Annotated in this window: 20 protein-coding genes and 1 pseudogene; 16 read left to right on the top strand and 5 right to left on the bottom strand. The window is 40.0% G+C overall.

Annotated features, from left to right (window positions below; all coding sequences use genetic code 11):
• Window positions 1–20 precede the first annotated feature (20 nt).
• The 11 genes from ACI3ES_RS06570 (at window position 21) to ACI3ES_RS06520 (ending at window position 13,013) form a co-directional block, all read left to right on the top strand.
• Entirely contained in the window at window positions 21–1,313 is a 1,293-nt protein-coding gene (locus ACI3ES_RS06570) for an alkaline phosphatase family protein (protein ID WP_114666754.1), read from the top strand.
• A gap of 151 nt (window positions 1,314–1,464) precedes the next feature.
• Window positions 1,465–2,790 (top strand): folylpolyglutamate synthase/dihydrofolate synthase family protein, encoded by a 1,326-nt coding sequence (locus ACI3ES_RS06565; RefSeq protein WP_114666753.1) that lies wholly within the window; start codon window positions 1,465–1,467, stop codon window positions 2,788–2,790.
• Window positions 2,790–3,380, top strand: coding sequence for a non-canonical purine NTP pyrophosphatase (locus ACI3ES_RS06560; protein ID WP_114666752.1), 591 nt, complete (start codon window positions 2,790–2,792; stop codon window positions 3,378–3,380). Before ACI3ES_RS06565 ends, ACI3ES_RS06560 begins: the two co-directional genes overlap by 1 nt.
• 72 nt (window positions 3,381–3,452) lie before the next feature.
• Complete coding sequence (locus ACI3ES_RS06555) at window positions 3,453–4,568, top strand: tRNA-dihydrouridine synthase (RefSeq protein ID WP_114666751.1); 1,116 nt, start codon at window positions 3,453–3,455, stop codon at window positions 4,566–4,568.
• 207 nt (window positions 4,569–4,775) lie between these two features.
• The gene (gene murE, locus ACI3ES_RS06550) at window positions 4,776–6,239 is read left to right on the top strand and encodes a UDP-N-acetylmuramyl-tripeptide synthetase (RefSeq protein ID WP_181809834.1); all 1,464 of its coding nucleotides are present in this window, start codon (window positions 4,776–4,778) and stop codon (window positions 6,237–6,239) included.
• A gap of 101 nt (window positions 6,240–6,340) precedes the next feature.
• Window positions 6,341–7,351, top strand: a complete 1,011-nt coding sequence (locus ACI3ES_RS06545; RefSeq protein ID WP_114666749.1) for a lipoate--protein ligase — start codon at window positions 6,341–6,343, stop codon at window positions 7,349–7,351.
• Entirely contained in the window at window positions 7,344–8,480 is a 1,137-nt protein-coding gene (locus tag ACI3ES_RS06540; protein WP_114666748.1) for a thiamine pyrophosphate-dependent dehydrogenase E1 component subunit alpha, read from the top strand. Before ACI3ES_RS06545 ends, ACI3ES_RS06540 begins: the two co-directional genes overlap by 8 nt.
• Window position 8,481: 1 nt before the next feature.
• Window positions 8,482–9,462, top strand: coding sequence for an alpha-ketoacid dehydrogenase subunit beta (locus ACI3ES_RS06535; RefSeq protein ID WP_114666747.1), 981 nt, complete (start codon window positions 8,482–8,484; stop codon window positions 9,460–9,462).
• Entirely contained in the window at window positions 9,455–10,753 is a 1,299-nt protein-coding gene (locus ACI3ES_RS06530) for a dihydrolipoamide acetyltransferase family protein (protein WP_142511619.1), read from the top strand. Before ACI3ES_RS06535 ends, ACI3ES_RS06530 begins: the two co-directional genes overlap by 8 nt.
• A gap of 2 nt (window positions 10,754–10,755) precedes the next feature.
• Window positions 10,756–12,165 (top strand): dihydrolipoyl dehydrogenase, encoded by a 1,410-nt coding sequence (gene lpdA / locus ACI3ES_RS06525; RefSeq protein ID WP_114666745.1) that lies wholly within the window; start codon window positions 10,756–10,758, stop codon window positions 12,163–12,165.
• A 62-nt stretch (window positions 12,166–12,227) separates the two neighbouring features.
• Complete coding sequence (locus tag ACI3ES_RS06520; RefSeq protein ID WP_114666744.1) at window positions 12,228–13,013, top strand: alpha/beta fold hydrolase; 786 nt, start codon at window positions 12,228–12,230, stop codon at window positions 13,011–13,013.
• 20 nt (window positions 13,014–13,033) lie between these two features.
• Here ACI3ES_RS06520 and ACI3ES_RS06515 read toward each other — a convergent pair whose 3' ends face one another.
• From ACI3ES_RS06515 to ACI3ES_RS06495, 5 genes and pseudogenes are all read right to left on the bottom strand, one after another.
• Window positions 13,034–13,177 (bottom strand): hypothetical protein, encoded by a 144-nt coding sequence (locus ACI3ES_RS06515; RefSeq protein ID WP_010294197.1) that lies wholly within the window; start codon window positions 13,175–13,177, stop codon window positions 13,034–13,036.
• A gap of 19 nt (window positions 13,178–13,196) precedes the next feature.
• Entirely contained in the window at window positions 13,197–14,840 is a 1,644-nt protein-coding gene (locus ACI3ES_RS06510) for a glycoside hydrolase family 13 protein (RefSeq protein WP_407631952.1), read from the bottom strand.
• Window positions 14,841–14,858: 18 nt separating this feature from the next.
• Window positions 14,859–16,490, bottom strand: a pseudogene (locus tag ACI3ES_RS06505) (glycoside hydrolase family 13 protein).
• Window positions 16,491–16,500: 10 nt separating this feature from the next.
• On the bottom strand, window positions 16,501–18,285 hold the full coding sequence (locus tag ACI3ES_RS06500) for a glycoside hydrolase family 13 protein (RefSeq protein ID WP_407631951.1): 1,785 nt from the start codon (window positions 18,283–18,285) through the stop codon (window positions 16,501–16,503).
• Between the two features lie 50 nt (window positions 18,286–18,335).
• A complete protein-coding gene (locus ACI3ES_RS06495; protein ID WP_260353967.1) occupies window positions 18,336–19,439 on the bottom strand; it encodes an ABC transporter ATP-binding protein in 1,104 nt (367 codons plus the stop codon).
• Between the two features lie 356 nt (window positions 19,440–19,795).
• On the opposite strand from ACI3ES_RS06495, the gene ACI3ES_RS06490 reads away from it, so the two are divergent.
• From ACI3ES_RS06490 to ACI3ES_RS06470, 5 genes are all read left to right on the top strand, one after another.
• Window positions 19,796–21,028, top strand: a complete 1,233-nt coding sequence (locus tag ACI3ES_RS06490; RefSeq protein ID WP_142511563.1) for an extracellular solute-binding protein — start codon at window positions 19,796–19,798, stop codon at window positions 21,026–21,028.
• Window positions 21,029–21,089: 61 nt separating this feature from the next.
• A complete protein-coding gene (locus ACI3ES_RS06485; RefSeq protein ID WP_287078985.1) occupies window positions 21,090–22,451 on the top strand; it encodes a carbohydrate ABC transporter permease in 1,362 nt (453 codons plus the stop codon).
• 2 nt (window positions 22,452–22,453) lie between these two features.
• Entirely contained in the window at window positions 22,454–23,302 is an 849-nt protein-coding gene (locus ACI3ES_RS06480) for a sugar ABC transporter permease (protein WP_114666737.1), read from the top strand.
• A 62-nt stretch (window positions 23,303–23,364) separates the two neighbouring features.
• Window positions 23,365–24,360: a LacI family DNA-binding transcriptional regulator gene (locus ACI3ES_RS06475; RefSeq protein WP_114666736.1), complete on the top strand. Its 996-nt coding sequence runs from the start codon at window positions 23,365–23,367 to the stop codon at window positions 24,358–24,360.
• Window positions 24,354–25,310, top strand: coding sequence for a LacI family DNA-binding transcriptional regulator (locus tag ACI3ES_RS06470; RefSeq protein ID WP_114666735.1), 957 nt, complete (start codon window positions 24,354–24,356; stop codon window positions 25,308–25,310). Before ACI3ES_RS06475 ends, ACI3ES_RS06470 begins: the two co-directional genes overlap by 7 nt.
• The last annotated feature ends 169 nt before the right edge of the window (window positions 25,311–25,479 follow it).

The following is a 25,479-nucleotide window of genomic DNA, read 5'->3' as shown; positions in this document are numbered from 1 at the left end:
CAGTAGAGAGGATTTTATTCATGGTTTTAACACATCCACTAGTGATTGTGTCGTTTGATGCATTGGGCGCAGAAGATGTCGCTCAGCATCTCGATATGATGCCCAATTTGGCGCAATTAATACAGCGTGGGGCTCATGTCAAAAAAGTGGAAGGCATTTATCCAACTTTGACCTATCCATCGCATACGTCAATTATGACAGGTGTTTATCCAGCAAAGCATGGGATTGTTAATAACACTAAAATACAGCCAGAACGTGGCGATTCACCGGATTGGTATTGGTATGCTAAAGATATTCAAGTACCTACTTTGTTTGATTTAGCACACCAAAAAGGACTGAAGACGGCGGCATTTTTGTGGCCGGTTTCGGCAAAAGCACCGATTACTTGGAATATCGCTGAGATTTTCCCAAATCGCATTTGGACGAACCAAGTTTTGGTTTCATTTAATGCCAGTACGCCATACTTTATGTTTGATATGAACCGACGTTTTGGTAAGTTACGGAACGGAATTAAGCAACCCAATTTGGATAATTTTATTACTGCTGCCGCGGTTGACACGATAAAAAATAAAAAGCCAGATTTGTTGGCCGTTCATTTGGTTGATATGGACGCACATCGGCATCAGTTTGGCGTGCGTTCATCAGAAGCATACGCAGCTTTAAAACGCCTTGATGCGCATCTTGGCGAATTGATTGCAGCCACAAAAGTTGCTGGTAATTTTGAAGACACAAATTTTGTTGTCCTTGGTGATCACTTCCAAATTGACGTTGATCATATGATTCACCTTAATCAGTTGTTTGCTGAACAAGGATGGTTAGCTGTTACAGAAAAAGGCTTAATTGATGGTGATTGGCGCGTGTTAGCTAAGACCACTGACGGGTCGACATATGTTTATATCAAAGATGATAGTTTACAAGGTAAAGTGCGGTCAATTGTTAACCAAGTCCAGGGTGTTGAAGCAATTTATCAGCCAAGTGATTTGATAAAATGGCATATCAATCCGGATGCTGCTTTCATTGTTGAAGCACAAAATGGTTATTTCTTTACTGATGAGGTGAACCGTTCAGCGGTTGTTGAAGCGACAAACGATGCTGATTTAGGCACAAGTGATCGTTATAAAGCGGTTCATGGTTTTCGACCTGATAAGCCTGATTATCAAACAACACTAGTATTAGCGGGTCCAGATATTGAACATAATACGATTGATGATGCGCGTTTGGTTGATGAAGCACCAACTTTTGCTAGATTGTTGGATGTTGAATTTGAGAATGTGTTAGATGGCATACCTTTAGAAAAAGTCATTAAAAGATAGGCATAATATGAACAACCTCTATCTTGAAACATGTTATGCCTTGTTGAAGCACCACATTCGGTGCTTTTTTGATGGTGTATTCGTTCAAATCAATTTAACACAGACGTGATATATGTTAAGATATATTTAAGTTATTTTTCGGAGAAGTCAAGTGGATAAACAATTAGAAAAACGTGAAACCAAAATTTTTGCCCGTTATAAAAGGGTGATTAAAAGTTTTGACAAAACATGGCGCGTGATTGACGATACACGTGTGCCTATTTTACGCGAGGTTCTCAGTTGGTTAGACCATCCTGACACTAAACTCAAAATCATTCAGATTGCTGGTACGAACGGTAAAGGGTCAACAGGTGCCATGTTAGGTGCTGTTTTGAAAGCCAATGGCTATACTTATGGCCATTTTTCTAGTCCTTTCATCATGGATGATCGTGAACAGATTCGTATTAATGGCGAAATGATTACTAAACATGATTTTCTGACGTACTATGATCAGGTTGTTGCAACATTTGCCGCCCACGGACATGCAATTGATTATTTATCGTATTTTGAATATTTGACGATTATTTCACTATTGGCTTTTGTGGACAATGGCGTTGACATTGTCATATTTGAAGCTGGTTTAGGTGGCTTGCGAGACGCTACAAATGCGATTGAGGCACCAATGTTGACGGTTTTCACCAAAATTAGCATTGATCATCAAAATTTATTGGGTCACAACATTAAAGAAATAGCCGAGAATAAATCAGCGCTGATTAAATCAGGGACATGGGTCATTAATTATGCTGGTCAAGATATTGACGCTACGAAAGTATTGAAAGCGCGAACAGATGCTGTTGGCGCCCGATGGTTCGAGCACAAGCGTGATGAAATTATAATCTTAAATACAACACCAGCTGGATTAGATTTAAGTATTAATGGTGAAAGCGGCTATTTTCTAAGTATGTCTGGTGCCTTTCAGGTTCACAATTTTAGTATTGTTTTACAAATAAAAGCAGCGTTAATTGAAAAAGGGATGGTCTTTGACCGCGCAAAAACAAAACAAGGATTGGCGAATGTCAGAATCTTAGGTCGCATGAATTATCATGAAGATACCAACATTTTGTTTGACGCAGCTCACAATGTTGATGGTATTAGAGGGCTGGTATCGGCGCTGAATGCTTGGCATTTGAAAATCAAGCCAACATTGATTTTGGGTGTGTTAAAAGATAAAGACTATCATGAAATGTTGGATGAAATCGTACCTTTTGTGCAACGGGTCATTACGGTTACGCCTAATAATAAAACACGCGCTTTATCAGCAGATGAACTGGCAGCCGATATTTTGTCAGATTATCCAAATATTGAGGTAGAGATTGCCAACGATGCTTCGGCAGCAATTTCACTGGCTATGAGGGTCCGTGAGTCTTCAAAAGCATTAATTGTGGTAACTGGTTCTTTTTATACCTTAAGCGCTATTCATAGAGAAGGAGGCATTTAATGCGATTTGTTCTAGCTTCAAATAATACTGCTAAAACGGAAGAAGTGGCCGTTCTAGCGCAAGCGATGGGACATCAAGTAGAAAATTATCGAAATGTTCTAGGCGAAACATTAGTTTTCCCAGCGGAAACCACGACTTCTCAAATTGAAAATGCTCGTGTTAAGGCGCAATTTGTCCATCAGTATTTACCTGATGAATACGTTTTATCAGATGATACTGGCTTATATTTGTCAGCTTTTCCGGATCGCTTTGGTGTTGTGACAGCGCGAGAGTTCAAAGCTGAGGGTATCTTAGGAACTGAAGCAGAGCAACAATATATTCTTGATTTATTACGTCAACCATCAATAGATCGGTCAGGTTATTTATTGGCTGTGATGGGCTTAGCAACGCCAGACAATCGTTTGTTAACGGCACAAGGCAAAGGTGGCGTTCGAATTGCAGAAAATAGTCGACGAGGTGATTACATTGATGGCTTAGACAATATCGTTGAAGCTGAAAATGGATTGACTTTGTCAGAAATGTCAATTAATGAAGTAATTGAGTATCACGATCGTTCACGTGCTTTGCAGGCACTTGTGAATCTTTTGTGAAAACATCTAGCCCGTGGTAAAATGGGAGAGATGTTTTTTTGTAGATAATATAAAATAATGAGGCAACACAATATGTCAAATTCAATAACAACATTGCCATTTTGGGATGAAGTCGTGGCAAATGCACAAATGGGTCACAATCAAAAGCAACCTTTTTTTAGTATGGCACCTATGGAAGCAGTTACTGATACTATTTTCCGCCGAGTTGTTGCTCAGGCAGGCGCTCCTGACGTCTATTATACTGAATTCACAAATGCCAGTTCCATGATTCACCCAAAGGCAAAATTTTCAGTACAAGGTCGTCTAGCGGTAGCGGAAAATGAACAGCAACCGATTGCACAAATTTGGGGCGGACGTCCAGACGATATCGCTGGCGCTGCTAAACTTTTACCCTCAATGGGTTACCGAGCAGTTGATATCAATATGGGTTGCCCTGATGCAACGGTCATTAAAAACGGCGCGGGTTCGGATTTGATTCGTCATGAAGATTTGGCACGACAGATTGTGGCTGCGGCGAAGCAATCTGGTCTACCTGTTTCGGTTAAAACACGGCTAGGCTTCTACAAGACTGAAGAATTTAGGGAATGGTTACCCATCATTTTGCGGCAAAATGTGGCTGTGCTAACAGTGCATTTGCGAACGCGACAGGAAATGTCAAAAGTACCGGCTCATTTTGAATTCATCGATGAGATTTTGGCGATGCGCGATGATATTGCGCCACACACTTTAATCCAAATTAATGGCGACATCAAAACGCGTCAACAAGGATTGGACTTAGCAAAAGCTCATCCAGGATTAGATGGTATTATGATTGGACGGGGTATTTTTGAGAATCCTTATGCGTTTGAAAAAAGTCCACGCCAACACACTTTGACAGAATCAATTGATTTGTTAAATTTGCAGTTAGATTTATTCGATGAGGTCAATGCGACCGTCACCCCAAAACATTTTGAGGCGTTGAAACGCTATTTCAAAATATACTTGCGTGGATTCGCGCATGCTTCTGCTTTACGTCAAATGCTGATGGAAACGCATTCGACTGATGAAGTACGGACTGTTTTGGCACGTGAATTAGCTAAAGTTTATGATGCTGTTGCTAATGACAAACATATTTACCGAGATAATGCTGCTGCAAGCGCAGATATGGCAGCGGCGACTGCTCGTAAGCTTGCCAGTGAAACTGATTAACGACAATATATTCAAACGCAAACCTTGAAACAATGCGAGGTATTCTTGTGTTTGAATTTTTAATTTTCAGTTAAAAATGACTTTTTAAGGTTAATTTTTAGCGATATAGCGTATAGATTGCCCTAGGATTCTGCGCGAAGATGGTATAATTGTAATCAGTATTATAGCGTTTGCCAATATGAAAAAAGGTAAAAATAATTGAGACAAATAAAAATAACATCGCAACAAATTGAAGATATTTTAAATGAACATCATTTGTTAATCAAATCGGCTGATGTCAACGCGACATTTGACTTTTTGCATTATGATACACGCCAAGTACGTAATAATACATTATTTGTCGTGAAAGGTGCCTTTAAGTCAGAGTATTTAGCCGATGCCCAAGGTGTCACCGGATTGATTGTTGAGCAACCCCTAGCAATAAATTTGCCACAATGGCAGGTCACAAACGTCCAAAAAGCATTATCATTATTGTCAATGGCTTTTTTTGACTATCCTCAAAAATCTCTTTGGATTGCTGCTGTCACTGGTACAAAGGGAAAGACTACCGCAGCTTATTTTGCATATACAATGCTTAAAGAAGCAACAAACAATCATACGGCACTTTTTTCAACCGTTGATCGTATTACGGGTCCAGAACCTCAAGATAAGAAAAAGTCTGATTTAACGACACCTGAGTCTTATGAATTATTTAAAGATATGCGCCGAGCGGTCGATAATGGCATGACACATTTGGTTATGGAAGTCAGCTCACAAGCCTATCTGAAAAATCGTGTCTATGCGTTGCGGTACAATGTCGGTGCGTTTTTAAATATTTCACCAGATCATATTGGGCCAAACGAACATCCGACTTTTGAAGATTATTTAGCGCATAAGATGATGTTATTTGATCACTCTGATGAGGTGATTGTTAATTCAGAGACAGACCATTTTGATACAATTTATGCACATGCTAAAGCCGAGCATGATAAAGTGTATTTGTACAACCGTAGCATGATAACAACACAAGAAAGTGCCATTCATGAGAGCCGATTTACTGTAACAAAAAGCGATTTTCCAGAAATGATTGGGCAATATCGTCTGAATTTACCTGGTGACTTTAATGAATCAAATGCTTTAGCTGCGATGATGATGGTCGCGTTTGCTGGCGTTAAGCATGAGGCAATGGTCAAAGGTTTGGACGAAGTGTTCATTCCTGGTCGCATGTTGAGCCTACCAATTCCAAATCACGGCATTGCATTTGTGGATTATGCTCATAATTACGCGTCCATGAGGGCCTTGTTACAGTTTGCTCAGTCGCAATCACCCGAAGGTCGCGTCATCGTGGTAGTGGGTTCGCCAGGCAATAAAGGGGTGTCACGACGTGCTGATTTCGGTCGTGTAGTGAGTGAATTGGCTGACGTTGTTTATCTAACGGCTGATGACCCACAATTTGAAAATCCGCTTGACATTGCTCACCAAATTGCTGAACACATTGATAATCAATTATTAGTCGTTCATTTTGAAATGGATCGGATTAAGGCAATTCACAAGGCCATTTCGAATGCTGGGCAGCATGACATTGTGATTGTGGCGGGAAAAGGCGAAGATCCTTATCAGAAAATTAACGGTGAAGATGTGCCTTATATTGGTGATTATGCCGTCGTTAAACAATTTAAGATGCAACTATAAAATCCAATAGGATTTTTTTTTGTCAAAAAATGCCGTCATTTTCTGAAAACAGGCGTATAATATAAGTGTAATATGTAAGCGGTTACAAAAGGAGAAAAGTTATGCAATTCATCAATTATTTTGGTAATGATGCCTATACAAATATTGCCATGGATGCTTGGTTACTGAAAAACTTGCACCCAAGTGAGCCAGTTTTTGCTCTGTGGCAGAATAAACGGGCCATCATTGTCGGCGAGAACCAGAACACGTTTGCGGAGGTTAATCAAGATTACGTTGATAGCCATGATGTTCAAGTTGTGCGTCGCGTATCAGGTGGTGGCGCGGTTTATCATGATTTAGGTAATATTTGCTTTACATTTTTTGTACCGGTTGCAAATAGTGCAAATGTCAATTTTCACCAATTTGTTAAACCGATGGCTGATGCCTTAGAGTCAGTTGGTATTCCGGTAGAAATTTCCGGCCGAAATGATTTGGAAATTAACGGTAAGAAGGTATCTGGGAATGCGCAACGTTATGCGGGTGGTTACCTGATGCACCACGGTACTTTACTTTGGAATACTGATGTTGAAGCGATGGTGAGGGCACTAAATGTTGCGGATGAAAAATTTATTTCTAAGGCAGCTAAGTCGGTACGTGCTCGTGTTGGTAACATCAAAGATTTTGCACCTGAATCGTTGACAATTGATGACTTCATTGCCAAATTACAATATTATTTGAGTGATGAGGGTCGTGATGGTGAGTATCAATTAAGCGACACGCAAAAAAAGGCTATTTTGGAAGCTCGGGATCAAAAATTCTCACAATGGTCATGGAATTATGGCAAGAGTCCAGAATTTATGTATGATAATCATGCAAAATTTGACGGAGGTGCGATTGATGTTCAGGTCAATGTTAATGATGGTCGGATTACAGACATTAACTTCACTGGCGATTTCTTAGGTGTTCGCGACTGGCGCGAAATCAAGCCAGCATTAGTCGGAATACCATTTACACCTGAAGCTGTTTCGACAATACTTGACCAAAAACGTGACGGACAATACTTTGGTAGCATTACAAATAACGAACTATTGGCAACTTTTTTCCAGAAAGATGAGGTAAAAATTCATGAGTAATCTAACAGCAACAAACCAGCAGATTCTGGATTTTCAAGCACAATTAGAAGCACAAGACACGTCATTTCCGATGCTGTCTGTATTAAATAATGATGGTCAAATTGTTGATGAAGAAGCACTGAAGCGCGCTGATTTATCAGATGAAGATCTTGTCAACATTATCAAAAGAATGTTGCTCAGTCGGCAATTAGATATCCGTTCAACTAAATTAGCTAAACAGGGTCGATTCGGATTCTTTGCGCCAACTGCTGGTCAAGAAGCTTCACAGATGGCATCGTCCTATGCTTTTAATGATGATGATTGGTTGATGCCCGGCTATCGAGACATTCCAGAAATTGTGGTTAAGGGTTGGCCAATTTGGAAAGCAATTTTGTGGTCCCGTGGACATGCCTTAGGAAACGAATTTACCACAGAAGAGGGTAAACCTGTTAATGCATGGATGCCACAAATTATTATTGGTGCGCAGTATGTTGAAGCAGCCGGTATTGCTTTGGGACTGAAGAAAAGAAATAAAGATGCCGTTGCCTATGCTTATACTGGTGATGGTGGTACGTCGCAAGGTGACTTTTACGAAGGCATGAATTTTGCGGGTGCGTACAAGGCGAATGCCGTCTTCTTTGCACAAAATAATGGTTATGCGATTTCAACGCCCCGTTCGTTGCAAACAGCCGCCACGCATTTGGCAGCAAAAGGATGGGCAGCCGGTTTACCAAGTATTGTCGTTGATGGTAACGATCCGATTGCTGTTTACTTAGCAGCCAAAGAAGCCCGTGCATGGGCAACGAGTGGTAAAGGGCCTGTCTTTATCGAGACACTAACAGATCGTCTAGAACCACATTCAACAGCGGGTGATGATCCACTACGATATCGGACACAAGCAGATATTGATGCTTGGTGGCAAAAAGAGCCACTGATTCGTATGCGCAAGTTTATGACTGAAAAAGGTATTTGGTCTGAAGAGCAAGAAAGTTCATACATTGACGAAGTTAATGCGCTAATTGATGAGCAAATTAAGATCGCCGACAAAGTAGACAAGCAAAAGATTTCTAATTTCATTAAGCATACATTGGAAGTTCCCGGACAGGCAATGACCGAACAAATCAGCAAGTTTGAAAGTGAGGGAAAGTGACATGGCTGTTAAAAGTTATATTGACGCAATTCGTGAGGCAATGGATTTAGCGCTAGAGAAAGATAACGATGTTGTTATTTTTGGTGAAGACGTTGGTGAAAATGGTGGTGTTTTCCGTGCTACTGATGGTTTGCAGGCTAAGTATGGCGAAGAGCGCGTTTTCAATACGCCGTTAGCTGAATCTGGTATTGGTGGTTTAGCGATTGGCTTGACTACGCAAAATTACCGCCCGATTATGGAAATTCAGTTTTTCGGATTTGTTTTTGAAGTGATGGATTCCATTGCTGGTCAAATGGCTCGTAACCGCTTCCGCTTCAACGGCACGCGCCAAATGCCAATTGTTGTGAGGTCACCTTATGGTGGCGGTACCAAAACACCAGAAATGCACGCAGATAATTTAGAAGGTATGGTGGCACAAATTCCAGGCATTCGTGTTGTAATGCCAGCTAATCCAGCTGATGCCAAGGGATTATTGCTGAGTTCAATTGAATCTAACGACCCTGTCGTTTTCTTGGAAAATTTGCATTTGTACCGTTCATTAAAAGGGGAAGTACCCGAAGGATATTACACAACACCGCTTGACACAGCAGCTGTGGCGCGTGAAGGCGAAGATGTCTCTATTATTTCGTATGGTGGCGGTGTACCAGTAGCACTAAAGGCTGCGGACGCCTTAGCCAAAAACGGTGTGTCCGCAGAAGTGTTAGATTTGCGCACTGTATCACCATTGGATATCAAATCAATTGGTGATACGGTGACAAAAACTGGACGTGTTGTTATTGTGCAAGAAGCACAACGGATGGCTGGCATTGGTGCCAATGTAATGGGTGAGATTTCCGAGCGCTTTATTTTAAGCCTAAAAGCACCAATCGGTCGTGTTGCAGCACCTGATTCAGTTTATCCATTTGGGCAGGCAGAAAATGATTGGATGATTAAGCCTGATGATGTTGTTGCAAAAGTGATGGAGGTTGTTAATTATGACTGAGATTTTTAAAATGCCAGATATTGGCGAAGGCATGGCTGAGGGTGACATCACGTCGTGGTTAGTTAAAGTTGGTGATACTGTGGCTATGGATGACCCAGTCGCGGAAGTTCAAAATGATAAGCTGATTCAAGAAATTTTATCGCCGTACGCAGGTACTGTCACCAAGCTGTTTGTTGACGCAGGCACAACTGTTTCTGTTGGCGATTCATTGATTGAATTTGATGGTGACGGTAGTGGCAACAGTGGTGATGAGAGCGCTGAACCAACAGCCAACGATACAGTTGAAGACACATCAGTTGATACAACCACTTCAGTCACACCGCAAACACCGACAGCGACTGAATTACCACAAGTTGTTAATGGACATGTTTTGGCTATGCCATCAGTGCGCCATTTAGCCTTTGAAAAAGGGATTGATTTGACTAAAGTTCCGGCGACGGGTCGTCATGGACATGTGACATTAGCTGATGTCACGGCATACCAAGCAACGGATACACCAGTAGCTGCAATTTCAAGTGAGGCATCTAATGAAACAACTGCCTCAGCCACAGCGGCAGTGACCAAAGATGTTGAAGTGGCTGAACCTGTACGCGAAGGTCGCCAACCAATGTCAGGCGTTCGCAAGGCAATTGCTAAAGCAATGGCAACACAGAATGCAACTATTCCAACGGTTACTAATTTTGATTCGGTTGAAGTTAGCAAATTGGTCGCTCATCGTCAAACATTTAAGACGCAATTGGCCGATCAAGACATTCATTTGACTTATTTGGCTTATGCGGTAAAAGCTTTAGCTGCAACGGCTAAAAAGTTCCCTGAAATCAACGCAAGTCTAGACATGGATACTCAAGAAGTTGTCTATCATGACGATGTCAATATGGGCATTGCTGTTAATGCGCCAAGTGGTCTTTATGTGCCAGTCATTAAACGGGCCGACCAAAAGTCAATTGTGACAATAGCTAAAGAAATTGCTGAGTTAGCAACCGCTGTTCGTGAAGGAACAATTAAGCCAGCGCAAATGCAAGGCGGTACGATTACAATTTCTAACCTTGGTTCGGCACGTGGTACTTGGTTCACACCAATTATTAATGGTAAAGAAGTCGCAATTCTTGGCTTGGGATCAATTCTGAAAGAACCCATTGTTGGTTCAGATGGTGAATTGGCGGTCGGTCAAAATATGAAATTGTCATTGAGTTATGATCATCGTTTGATTGATGGCATGTTAGGACAGTCAGCTATTAATTATTTGAAGCAACTGTTGGCTGACCCAGCCTATATGTTGATGGAGGTGTAATCATGGTTGTTGGTGCACAAGCACGTGAAGTAGATACAGTTGTTATCGGATCAGGTCCTGGTGGCTATGTAGCAGCTATTCGCGCTGCTGAATTGGGTCAAAATGTGACGATTATCGAACGTGATCAAATTGGTGGTGTTTGTTTAAATGTCGGTTGCATTCCGTCAAAAGCCTTAATTAATGTGGGACATCATTATCGTGATGCTATATCAGAAAATCCTTTTGGTTTGACACAAACTGATGCAAAAATCGATTGGTCAAAGACACAATATTGGAAGCAGAATACTGTGGTCAACACGCTGACCGGTGGTGTTAAAATGTTGCTCAAAAAGCATCATGTTGATATTATTCAGGGTGAAGCATCATTTAATGACAATGAAACATTAAATGTTGTTCAAGAAGATGGCCACGAATTGCTGCAATTTAACAATGCTATTATCGCGACTGGCTCTAGCCCAATCGAAATTCCGGCTTTTCCATTTGGAAAGCGAATCGTTGATTCTACTGGTGCCTTGAGTTTACCTGAAATACCTAATAAGCTAATTATTGTTGGTGGTGGTGTGATTGGTTCTGAACTTGGTGGTGCTTATGCTAACCTAGGCTCTCAGGTCACAATTATTGAAGGATTGGATCACACGCTAAATGGATTCGACGCAGAAATGGCTAAACCAGTCATAGATGATTTCACGAAACGTGGTGGGGTTATCGTTACCTCAGCCATGGCAAAAAGCGCTGTCCAAACTGAAAACGATGTGACATTGACTTATGAAGTAGATGGGCAAGAACAAACAGTTTCTGGTGATTATTTGTTAATTGCTGTTGGTCGACGCGCTAATACCAATACGCTTGGTCTCAACAACACTGATGTCAAATTAAGCGATCGTGGCTTGATTGAAATTGCTGATAACATGCAGACAACTGTGCCTCATATTTACGCCATTGGGGATGTGACAGCCGGACCACAATTGGCACATAAGGCAAGTTTTCAAGCTAAAATTGCTGCAGCTGCAATTTCTGGGGATGTGCATGCTCGTGACTTGCACTATTCCTTACCAGCAGTTGCCTATACAAATTATGAATTAGCAACAACAGGCGAAACACCGGAGTCAGTGACTGAAAAGCAGTTAACGGCTACAATTTCGAAGTTCCCATTTGCTGCTAACGGTCGTGCCATTTCAATTGATGAAGCAGTTGGCTTTATTCGTTTGATAAGCGATAAGACAACTAAAGCGCTATTGGGTGCACAAATTGTTGGTCCGGGTGCCTCGGATTTGATTTCTGAATTGTCATTAGCTATTGAAAATGGTCTAACGACGACAGACATTTCGCTAACGATTCATCCACATCCAACTTTGGGTGAAGCCATCATGGATGCCGCTGAAGTTGCGGATGGCTTACCAATTCATATATAATAAGCTTGACATAAACAAAGTTGCTTTTTGTAGCGACTTTGTTTTGATTGGAGGAACAGATTTTGTCAACAATGATGACAAATGATGGTGTGAGACTCGATTATCAAATATTTGGTACAGGTCAGCCCATTATTTTGGTTGAAGGGTATTCAGGGAATCAAGCAACGTGGGTGATGCAGGTTGAACCACTTGTAAACGCCGGTTTACAGGTAATCACTTATGATCGTCGAAACCATGGGAAAAGCGACACGGTTGACTACGGTATGCGAATGGCACGGCACGGGCAAGATTTAGCTGAATTAATGGCACAATTGAGGCTTGAAAAGCCAATATTGATGGGACATTCAATGGGTGCCAGCACAATTTGGGCTTACTTATCCTTATATGGGGATGCCAACGTCAGAGCTATCATTACTGAAGATCAGCTTCCAAAGATATTGCGAGATGATAGCTGGCCGTATGGCATTTTTAACGCTGATTTGACGATGATTTGGACAGCAGCGACAAAACTACCGCATACAAAATTAACGCGAGTGAAACTGTCAGAAACAGTCAAACATGCGTTGGCTGATAACTATCAACCATTTGACTTTCAGTACAATGAACCACTACTATTAGACAGCTTAATGCAAGATTGGCGTGATGTGTTACGTCGTGAGCAGGTGAAGCACTTATTCATTGCTGGTCAAGACTCGCCACTTTGGCCGTCGGTACATGTTGAAACAGTTGTCGCCATGTCAAAAAATGGTCAAGGTATCACTATTGATAAAGCGGGACATATTCCTCACATTGAGGCACCAGATCAATTTAATGATGCAGTCCTAAATTTTGTTAGAACGATTATGTAAAAAGCAATCCAGACGTATATTTAACGTTTGGATTGCTTTTTGTTAGCGACCATTTTTGCTCTAATTTCGGCAATTTTGTCAGCTTTCGTTGTTTGTGTTTGTTGGCCCGATTTGTATTTAGCATCGGCTTGTTTTTGTTTAAAATCAATTTGATATCTACCCATGATCTGCTCCTTTAAAACGTTAATTATACCAGATAATAGATTGAAAAGGTTGCAAGTGGATAGATTGTGATATTTCTGGAATAGGATTAATAGTCGCTATCAATGGCTGCCAGCCTTTATTGAGTAGTTGTTCGGGTAGGGAAATTGTTTGAGGGGTATCTGACAAGTTGATGACAATTAATCGTTGGCTATCTGTTGAATTTCGTGTAAATACTAAAATGTTAGTTTTTTCCATAGTGATTAACTTAAAATCACCTGATTTTAATGTGTCATCATGTCGACGGAGATCGATTAAGCGACGATAGTAATTCAGTATTGAGTCAGGATTTTCTTTGTCTTCTTGGTAATTACGCGTTGTCGTGTTAGGATTAGTCACTAGCCATGTCTTTTTAGAATCTGCTGCATTGTCGGAAAAGCCGAATTTCGTCCATTGCATGGGGGTTCGAGCGTTGTCACGCGACCAACTTGTTGCTTTTTTTAAAGCTAAATCTGTTGCAATACCAGCCGACTTGAAGCGTTGAAAATCATGATAAGTTGGTGGATCATCAATTTGGTCTGGCGAGGTAAAGGGTATATTGATCATGCCTAATTCCTCACCTTGATAAATAAAAGGTGTGCCTCGCAATGTGAGCAACAAAGTTGCCAAGCTTTTTGCTGCTAAAGGATTGTTGTCACCATAAACAGTCAATGATCTAGGCTGATCATGATTTTCTAAATAGATGCCTAGCCAGCCCTGTGAATTTAGTTGTTCCTCCCACGTTGTCAAACTAGAAAGTAAATGATTGATGTCGGCGCGCGGCGGTACATCTGATTGACGGGATTGATGTTCTAATTCAAAAATCATGTCAATGAAACCCTGTGGCCCCGTCCAATTTCTAGCAGTGTCAGCATGAACACCACCAGCTTCACCAACAGTCATCAAATGAAGTGATTTAAAAGTATCATGCAAACGTTTTAAAAATTTTTCGATGCCTGGATTATTAGCAAAAATATCAAATTTATGTTCACCAGTGGGTTGTGGTATCTCAAATGAAACCTTTTTAAGATGACTGAGCGCATCCAGACGAAAACCATCAATATTTTGTTCAGACCACCAAGTAATCATATTGATAATTTCGGTTTGTACAGATGGATTTTCCCAATTTAAATCAGGCTGTTCTGGCGCAAACAAGTGGAAATACCATTCATCAGTTGCTTGATTATAGGTCCAAACACTATCTCCAGTAAAATTAGTCCAATTGTTTGGTGGCTGGTGATTATAATTTGGTTGCCAAATATAAAAATCGTGGTAAGGGTTAGTACGACTGGTTTTGGCTACTTTGAACCAAGCATGCTGGTTTGATGTATGGTTGACAACTAAATCCATAATGACGCGGATATCTTGTTTGTGAGCAGCTGCAATAAGCGTTTTGAAATCAGATAACGTACCATACTCTGAAGCGATATTTTGAAAATCAGCAATGTCATAACCGTTGTCGACATTTGGTGAGGTATAAATTGGATTTAGCCAAATAAAATCAATACCAAGCCATTTAAGATAGGGTAGGCGCTTAATAATACCCTGCAAATCGCCGATACCATCATGATTTGTATCCTGAAAGGAGCGTGGATAAATTTGATAGCCAATCGCTGATTGCCACCACGGTGGATTATTTTTTGTCATCAATAAATACCTCCAAAATTACAATTTTGTCGTGACTTGAACCACAAATGCTTCGTAAGGTTGAAGTGTTTTATTATGCAAATTTTTGGGTTCGTCATAATTTGCAATTATGGTAGCTTCTATGTGATCTTCACTTGTAAACGTATTGGTCTGATTACTGAAATTCGTCACAACTAGCCAAGTTAGATCATGATAGTGTCGGTAATAGGCAAAAACTTGATCAACTGTATCAATGAGCTCAAAATCACCATAGACAACAATTGGGTTTTGATGTCTAAGCGTAATTAATTTTTGATAAGTGTAGAAAATACTGTTGGAATCATTCAAGGCAGCTTCAACATTAATATCAGGGTAATTGCTATTGACATCAATCCAGGGGTCAACATCAGAGAAACCACCGTTTAGGCTGTTGCGCCAAGGCATAGGTCGTCTTGCATTATCACGACCTTTATGATTAATTTGATCAAGTATCACATCAGCTGATAAATAGCCATCCTTAAGTGAATCATGGTAATAGTTTAATGATTCAATATCTCGTAAGGCAGAAATATCTTTGACGGGTGTATTGGTTAACCCAATTTCTTCACCTTGATAAATGTAGGGTGTGCCTTTCATCATGTGCAGTAAAATTGCTAACATTTTTGCTGACACCACGCGGTAAGTTGTATCATTACCCCATCGCGATACAATCCGAGGTAAATCATGATTGTTCCAAAAAAGTGAATTCCAACCATCATCACTGTTGAGCTGTGTTTGCCATTTGGTCATGACAACCTTGAGTTTGTTAACATCTAATGGAATATAAAACCATTTGTCTTGACCAGATTCTTGATCGAGAGTTATGTGTTCAAATTGAAAAACCATTGATAGTTCTTTTCGGTCAGGACGCGTATATAATTTGGCGATGTCAGGTGTCGCACCCCAAGTTTCGCCAACTGTCATCAAATCATGATTAGCAAACGTTGCTTGGTTCATTTCTTTTAAGTAGTCATGGAGCTTAGGCCCATTAGCGGTTATTTTGTCATCTGGTATTTTACCAATCAAATCAATGACGTCTAAACGAAAACCACCAACGCCTTTGTCAATCCAGAAATTAATCATGTCATAGATTGCTTGTCTGACGTCAGGATTGGCCCAATTTAAGTCTGGTTGTTTTGGACTAAATAGATGTAAATAATATTGATTCGTGAGTGGATCTAATGTCCAAGCACTACCGCCAAATGCAGAATGCAGGTCATTTGGTTCAGTATTATAATTACCATCGCGCTAGATATAATAATCTCGATAATCATTATCACGACTTTGCTTTGATTCAATAAACCAAGTATGTTCATCAGAAGTATGATTTAATACCAAATCCATCACGATTTTGATATTTCTTTCACGAGCATCATGAATTAAAGCTTCCATGTCGGTCATGGTACCAAATTCAGCCATGATATTTTCATAATCACTGATATCATAGCCGTTATCATCGTTTGGAGAAGCATAAACTGGTGACAACCATATTGCATCAACGCCTAGTTTTTGCAAGTAGTCAAGATGTGAAATAATGCCTCGAAGATCGCCGATGCCGTCATGATTAGTGTCTTGAAATGAACGGGGATAGACTTGATAAACAACGGCTGATTGCCACCAAGGTGCTGTCATAAAAAACTCCTTATTGATTAAAAATCGTCACAAGAAAGCCGTTAGGCTGAATGATGTGCTTGTTGTATAGCTGCTCTGAAATGATGTGAGATATATCAATTGATGTTGGTATTTCATAATTTGTATTCCCAGCATTAAATATTGCGAATATCTTTGTTTTACCTAGCTGACGTGTGAAACCAACAATGTTTTTTTCATCATCGGTCTTCCATGACAGTGTACCTTCAGACAAGACAGTTTGATAATCATGACGTAGCTGAATCAGTTGCTTCAAAAAAGCATACATCGTTGCATCTTGTTGATCACTTTGCCAAACCATAGGCTTACGGTTATCTGGATCTTGTTGACCAGTCATGGCATATTCACTACCGTAATAGATATCAGGCGTACCTTGCTGTAAAAACATAAAAGTATACATTTGTTTCACAATTGCCTTATTATTATTAGCTACGGTTAGAATGCGTGGCGCATCATGTGAGTCAAGTAGATTAAACATCACCTGATTGGTTTGATCACGATTTAGCATAAGTTGTGCATTGAGTTTATGGACCATCTGGGATGGCGAAATTTGTTGTTTGGCAAAAAAATCAACAATTGATCCTGTGAAAGCATAATTCATGACGGCCGAAAATTCATCGCCCTGCAGCCATGATTGTGCACTTGTCCAAATTTCACCAAGTATATAAATATCAGGTTTGATGGCCGTAGTTGCTGCGCGGAATTTTTTCCAGAAATGATGGTCAACTTCATTCGCCACGTCCAAACGCCAGCCATCAATATCAAATTCTTCTATCCAGTAGGTCGCGATGTCAATCAGATAATCTTGTACTTCTGGATTAGCGGTATTAAGTTTTGGCATGTGCGGCGTAAATGCGAATGTGTCATAGTTTGCGTCTGCAGTATATTCGAAATTATCCGTTGGCGTATAACGAACAGGGAAGTCATGAATATGAAACCAATCAGCGTATTTTGATTGACGACCATTAGCAATAACATCTTGCCATTGAGGACTTTGGTCACCGATATGATTGAACACGGCATCAAGCATGACTCGGATTCCTGCCGCATGGGCTTTTTCTACCAATAATTTAAAATCTTCTTTTGTACCAAAATGTGGATCGATTTCAAAATAATCTTGCGTATCATATTTATGATTAGTGGGTGCTTTAAAAATGGGTGTGAGATACAAGCCGTTAATACCAAGTTGACTGAAGTGATCTAAATGCTTGATGATACCTTGCAAGTCCCCGCCATAAAAACTTTCAGCGGTGGGATGATCACCTGACCGCCAAGGTAATGTTCCAGATGGATCATTTGATGTGTCACCATTGGCAAACCGTTCAGGAAAAATTTGGTACCATACAGTTTTTTTGACCCATTCTGGTGCTTTAAAACGATCAATTTCTTGAAAATAGGGCATTTTGAAATAATTATTAGCACCCATCAAACTGTTGTCATCATTTGAAGAGGATGTGAGTGTTTCAAATCCTTGATCACCATAAAAAATGGAATCGCCGAGACTGTCAGTTAAAATAAAGCCATAGTTTAAGCGATTGAAAGGCGCTGTTAATGATGCTTGCCAATATTGATGTGTTTCAGTGACAAGTGTTTTTTTCATGACGACATTGGCCGATTTTTGCCAAGTACCGTTCTGCCAATTATAAGGATCTCCAGCAACGACGCTAATTGATTGAATATCATTTTTTGCTGTTCGGATGCGTAATCTTAGTTCATCTGCTGTATATAAATAAGCGTATTCAGATTCAGGGCGGTGATAAATTGCTGCTTTATTCATAAATAATTGCCTCGTTAATGGATTAAAATGTCAGGGGATTTGCGACAGTCTTAGACAATACGCTGTGTCGTATCGGCATCAAAAAAGTGTCCTTTATTAGTGTTAATAGCGAGTTCGACTGAGGCACCAGGTTGATTGTAATCGCGGGCATTGACGCGAGCAATCAGTTGTTGTGAACCAACTTGCGTATACAACATTGAGTCGGCGCCCATTAGTTCTGCAATGGTAACAGTTGCTGTTACTTTACTTTCGGGATAGGTGTCAAGTGCTACTTGCTCGGAGTGAATATCTTCTGGTCGGACACCAAAGACAACTTGTTTGCCTTCGTAGCCAAGGGCAGTGAGTTGTTTAGCCATACCAAGCGGAATTTTCAGACTAAAGCCATCTTTTGTGGTCAATATATCATCACTGAACTGACCAGAAATCATATTCATTGATGGCATACCAATGAATGTGGCAACAAAAATGTTAGCAGGTTCATTGTAGAGTTCTTGCGGTGTACCGACTTGCTGAATGTCACCATGGTCGATAATAACAATGCGATCAGCCAGTGTCATAGCTTCTGTCTGGTCATGTGTCACATAAATAGTAGTGGCACCAATTCGCTTGTGAATCTTAGTGATTTCTGCTCTAATTTCAACACGTAATTTTGCATCGAGGTTAGATAGTGGTTCATCCATTAACAAAATTTTAGCATCGCGGACGATTGCGCGACCCATCGCCACACGTTGCCTTTGACCACCAGATAAATCAGCGGGTTTGCGATCAAGGTAGTCTTCAATGCCAAGAATTTTCGCTGCGTCATGAACACGCTGTGTGATTTCAGCTTTGGGTACTTTTCTCAATTTGAGGCCGAAAGCAATATTATCAAACACGCTCATATGTGGGTAGAGGGCATAATTTTGAAAAACCATCGCAATATCTCGGTCTTTAGGTGGAACATCATTCATTAATTTATTGTCAATGAAAAATTCACCACCAGATATTTCTTCCAAGCCGGCGATCATGCGTAAAACAGTTGATTTACCGGAACCAGACGGACCGACAAACACAATAAATTCTTTATCGTGAATTTGAAGATTATAATCTGCCACGGATGGCGTTGTCATGTGTGGATATGTTTTATTGATGTGTTCCAAACGAATTTCAGCCATTTTTTCTTCCTCGTTTTTTAATATCGGGTATCGCAACTATAAAAAAATGATAGCGCTTACATAAATTAGATTAGCATATTTAAAAATAAATGCAAGCGTTTCCACAAAAGTGTCATACCAAAATTTATATGCTTGTGAAAAATATGATTAAGTTAGTAATAAAATCACAGATAATTCATACTTAATAAAAAAATACTTCTTTAATATGCTCAATTATTATCAATAAAAATATCATAGCTTGTCTAGACCAATTCTTAAAAAAATAAAAATGTAAGCGCTTGCATTAATCGGGTAAATGTTTTATGATGATTGCGTAATCAAAAATACAAAGAGAATTTTTCTGGAGGAAAAACATCATGAGAAAAATGATGAGCGTGACGACTGGCGCAATGGTAACATTGCTGACGGCTTCAACTGCCGTTGGATTATTAAGTGTTTCAATTGACACACCGACAGTAAGTGCTGCCAAGACGAAAAAGTTAAAGTTGTGGGTGGACACGGATACAAAACCAACCTACGTTCAGGCTGTCAAAGATTTTGAAAAAGCGAACCCTAGTGTCAAGGTCACTATTAAGTACACGAGCTCAACAGATGCATTGAAGAATTTGCAAAAAGACCCATCGGCTGCTGCAGATGTATTCATGTTTCCACATGATCAAATTGGATCGCTAGCTTCTCAGGGATTAATTTATCAAAACACCAAATATGCTAAAAGCCTTAAATCGACACAAATTTCTAATGCGATGAAAGCTGCAACCTATAAGGGCAAGGTGTACGGCTATCCTTACGGTATTGAGTCACAAGTCTTGTATTATAACAAAACGCAACTCGGTAATGATGATATTAAATCTTGGACTAGTTTGACATCCAAGGGTAAGATGGGTACCAATTTAGCCTCAGCCGGTGCTAACTACATTTTCTCACCACTGTTTTACACTGCCGGAGACACCTTGTATGGCGCTAATGGTGAAAAAGCAAAGGGTACAAATATTGACAATAAAAAAGGTGTATCCGTATTGAAGTGGATGAAAGCTCAAAAAGACAATCCGGGTGTTGTTCAATCCAGCACGAACACATTAAGTTTGCTACAATCAGGTAAAATTTCGGCAACTTTGTCTGGCCCATGGTCATACAATGACTATAAAAAAGCACTCGGGGACAACTTAGGCATTGCACCATATCCAACAGTTGACTTGGGTTCAGGTGAAAAACAGATGCAGGCGTTCTTGGGTGTTAAGCTGTTTGGTGTTAAACAAGATACTAAGCAACCGTTGGCAGCGATGAAGTTAGCCAAGTACTTGTCAAGTGACAAGGTACAAAAGCTTGGTTTCAAAAATTCGCACTACATTCCATCATCTAAAAAAGTTCAAGCATCTCAAGACATTCAAAATGATGCGCTTGCTAAGGCGGTTGTTGATATGTCGAAGAAAGGTTATTCAACACCAATGCCTAAATCACCAGCGATGGCTAACTTCTGGACATCATCTGATGCCTTGTTTAATGACACATACAAGGGCAAGATTTCAGACAGTCAAATGTTGCCAAAGCTAACCACTCTGGTTAAAAATGCCTCAAAATCAGTTAAATAAAAGTAAAGCAGTGAGTGGCTATCACTCACTGTGTACATACTTATGAAGGATGGAAAGAAAGATGTTTAAAAGAAAAAAGCATTCGACTTTTGAAGAGCATATACCACTAACAAAGTTATTTAAAAAAGCAGATGGGGCAACTAAGGCTTCTTATATAATTATGGGAGCTGCCAACATTGCCAATAAGCAATATTTCAAAGGATTCATCTTTTTATTACTAGAAATATCTTGGGTGGCGTGGTTATTCACGACAGGATTAAAAGCTTATCACAACATGATAACGCTGGGAACACATGCACAAGGTCTGGTTTATGACAAAAAATTAGGTATTTCTGTACTAAAAGCGGGTGATAATTCAATGCTTTTGCTACTTTGGGGCATGTTAGCGGTTATCATTACGATACTCTTTGTTCTCTTATATCGTGCTAATTTGGGATCGGCGCGTAAAATATGGGAATTGAAACAAGCCGGTGAGACACTGCCGACGTTGAAGCAAGACTTAGCGTCCTTGCTTGACGAAAAAATGCATGTGACTTTGATGGCAATTCCGATGACAGGCGTTTTGTTCTTTACCATTTTGCCATTGATTTATATGATTGCGATTGCTTTTACATCATACGATCACAACCACTTGCCACCCAAAAATTTATTTAGTTGGGTCGGATTTGCGAATTTTGGTAATGTTATTTCAGGGCAAATGGCCAATACCTTTTTCCCAGTATTGGCTTGGACGTTAATTTGGGCCGTTGCCGCAACAGTAACCTCATTTTTCTTTGGCGTTATCTTGGCAATGATGATTAATGCGAAGGGCATCAAAGGTAAAAAAGTTTTTCGAACTATCTTCATTTTAACAATGGCAATTCCAGCCTTCATTAGTTTACTGATTATGAACAATATGTTTGCTGACGGCGGACTAGTTAACACATTATTGATCAACTCTGGTCTGATTAAAACATCGTTACCATTTTTCACAAATCCATTGTTTGCCAAGTTTACAATTATTGTTGTCAACTTATGGATTGGTATTCCAGCTACAATGTTGGTGACAACGGGGATCTTACAAAATCAATCCGAAGAACAAATTGAAGCAGCAGAAATTGATGGCGCTAATAAATTTCAAATTTTCAAGTCAATCACATTTCCGCAAATTGTGTTTGTGATGGCACCGAGTTTGATTCAACAGTTCATTGGTAATGTGAACAATTTTAATGTGATTTATTTGTTAACAGGTGGCGGACCAGCTAACTCTAATTATTATGGTGCTGGATCAACAGATTTGCTGATTACTTGGTTATATAATTTAACTTTGAATACTGCTGATTATAACTTAGCTTCGGTAATTGGTATCTTAATCTTCATTTTGTCCGCAACATTCTCGTTGATTGCTTATAAGAAAATATCAAATTCTGGAATGGAGGCATAACAATGCATAGTTTAAAAGGCGTAAAACGTCGTAATACAATGATTTTGTATGTATTATTGACTGTGATGGCAATCATTTGGGTCGTGCCCATTCTCTGGATTATATTGACTAGTTTCCGTGGCGAAGGTGGCGCGTTTGTAAACTATTTTTGGCCAAAAACCTACACCTTTCATAATTACGTACAACTTTTTACCAACTCACAATATCCTTTTGGTCGCTGGTTCTTGAATACGTTATTTGTGTCGATTGTGAGCGGCTTTATTTCCACAGCTTTAGTGTTAGCAATGGCATACTCATTGAGTCGCTTACGATTTAAGTTAAAGGGCCCTTTTTTGAAAGTTGCTTTAGTGTTGAACATGTTTCCGGGCTTTATGGCAATGTTTGCTATCTATTATATTTTGAAAGCAGCTGGTTTGACGCAAAGTTTATTTGCCTTAATATTAGTTTATGTGTCCGGCGCTGGTTTGGGATTTTACATCCAAAAAGGATTTTTTGACACGATTCCATATTCATTGGATGAAAGTGCTATGTTAGATGGTGCAACCAAATGGCAAATTTTTACCAAAATTACACTGCCATTATCTAAACCAATCATTGTCTTTACGGCATTGACAGCGTTTACTGGTCCTTGGATGGATTTCATTTTTGCTCAGGTTATTATGGGTGACAATGTTAAAAACTATACAGTTGCAATCGGATTATATTCGATGATGACTAAAGAAACGGCTAATTCATTGTTCATGAGTTTCGCTGCGGGGGCAGTGATTATTGCAATCCCAATTACGATTTTGTTTATTGTGTTGCAACGATTCTACGTTTCTGGTGTGACAAGTGGCTCGGTCAAAGGTTAAAAAAGATTGGGGCGTCAGTCCCAATCTTTTTCATGTTAAAATAACGTGTACAGGAGGTCGCTATGGTAACAATACAAGATATTGCAAATAAATCCGGAGTTGCTATTTCAACGGTTTCGCGCGCGTTGGCTGATTCACCGAAAATTAGTGTTAAAACAAAGGAACGTATTAAAAAAATTGCACAAGATATGGGCTATACGCCAAATTTTGCTGCAAGGAACTTAACACAAAGTGAAAGTAACACGGTGGGGGTTGTTTTTCAACCACAAGCCGCAGGTAGTGCTGAAAATGATTTTGCCATGCAATTACTGTTTGGGATTAATTCTCAACTTGTTGCGCGACAATATTTGTTGACCACTGCGACGGGCAGCAATTGGTCTGAAGTCTATAATGCCGTTAAAATGATGGTGGAAGCCGGACAAGTTCGCCGTTTTATACTACTTTACACTGTTGAAAATGATCCGATTTCTGAATTATTACGAGAAAACAACGCCCGTGTTGTTGTCACTGGTGAGCCGGAGCAAGCTAATGATGTTTTATATGTTGATAATGATAATCGACGAGCTGGGGAAGAGGCAACTAGACAGCTAGTTGATCAATTTAATCTAAAAGCACCACTTTTTGTTCGCACGTTGGCTGATTGGCGTTATGAGCGAAATCGTGAAATTGGATTTCATCTTGCACAGCCAGACGGTCAAGTCTTATCATTACCAATTGATTTTCATGCTCAAAAGCAGGTGTTGGAGAGCTACTTTGAATTGCATCATGAAATCGACGGCATTATTGCTAGCGATGACAAAATCGGTTATCTGGCACGTAATCAGGCACAAGCGCATTTGCCCACACACCCAAAATTGCCAACGATAGCTTTTAATCGTTCTGAATATGCACGACTTGGTGGTAAGGATTTCTATTCAGTTGATGTGCTACCACGCAGTTTGGGCAGTGAAGCGGTCCGATTATTGTTTAACGATCAGCGTTCTGTGCTGGAGCAAACTAAGGCAACAAGCGTGATTGTGCCGTATCGTTTACCTGAATTTGGTGATGAGACATGGTGAATTTAAACGATGTTGCGCGAAAGGCGCATGTCTCAAAAATGACAGTTAGCCGTGTAATTAATCATCCAGATCAAGTATCACCTGAAGTGATGACGCTAGTACAACAAGCAATTAAAGCAGTCGGCTATGTGCCAAATCAAGTCGCACGGGCATTAGTTAACAAACGTCATTACGTCATTCGTTTCTTACTTTTAGAAGATGTTGCAACAGTTGAACCGAATTATGCCAAATTATTGATTCGATTAGCTCAAAATCTACAACAAAAAGGCTACACGCTGGAAATTAGCTTAGATATTACGGCAGAAACGAAAAGTATTGACGGTATCATTGTCAGCGGCTGGCGACAAGAAGATTTGTCGAAATTGCAAGCGCTTGACGTACCAGTCACACTTTATGGCGCAGCGCCAACGAATTGTCCCTTATCATCTGTTGACGTGGATAATCAGGTTGGGATTGAAAAAGCAACTGAATATATGTGGCGGCAGGGATATCGTGATATTTATTATATTGGTTTATCGTTAGATTTACCCTTTGCTAAGCAACGTGAAGCTGGCTATCGAGCAGTTATGGCACAAAAAGGCGGTCGCGTTAGCGTTTATCAAACCGAAAATCATGCCCACTTAGCGGACACATTAGTAACGAACTTAATGCACAATTTTCAATTACCAACTGCGATTGTTTGTGCGACTGATCGGATTGCACTTGGTGTGTTACGTGCGGTTCAGCGTGTTTATCATATTCCGCGTGAATGTGGCGTAATCGGATTCGACGGTGTGTTCATTGATCAGCTGACTCAGCCACAATTAACCACTGTGAGACAACCGTTTGCCTTAATTGCTGAAAAAATTGTCGCACAAATCATTTCTCAGATTGAATCGGAAACTACCTTAGAAACAAACAATGTCAGCGTTTCGCCAGATATTGTTGTTCGGGAGACAACAAGTCTGTGATGATGTTACCGTTAACATTGTGCAAACGCTTCCATTAATTATTAAAATGTTTTATACTATAAAATGTAAACGGTTGCATATAATGTTGTTTCAAACATGTGTCCAAATTCTACTGAAGAAGATACAATTTGATCGCGAATTGTTCAAAGAATTGGTGCATGATTAGAGC

It is taken from the genome of Leuconostoc falkenbergense (genome assembly GCF_045801155.1).
GTDB lineage: Bacteria > Bacillota > Bacilli > Lactobacillales > Lactobacillaceae > Leuconostoc > Leuconostoc falkenbergense.
The sequence above is the reverse complement of the archived record's forward strand: the minus strand, read 5'-3'. Positions and strand labels throughout refer to the sequence as shown.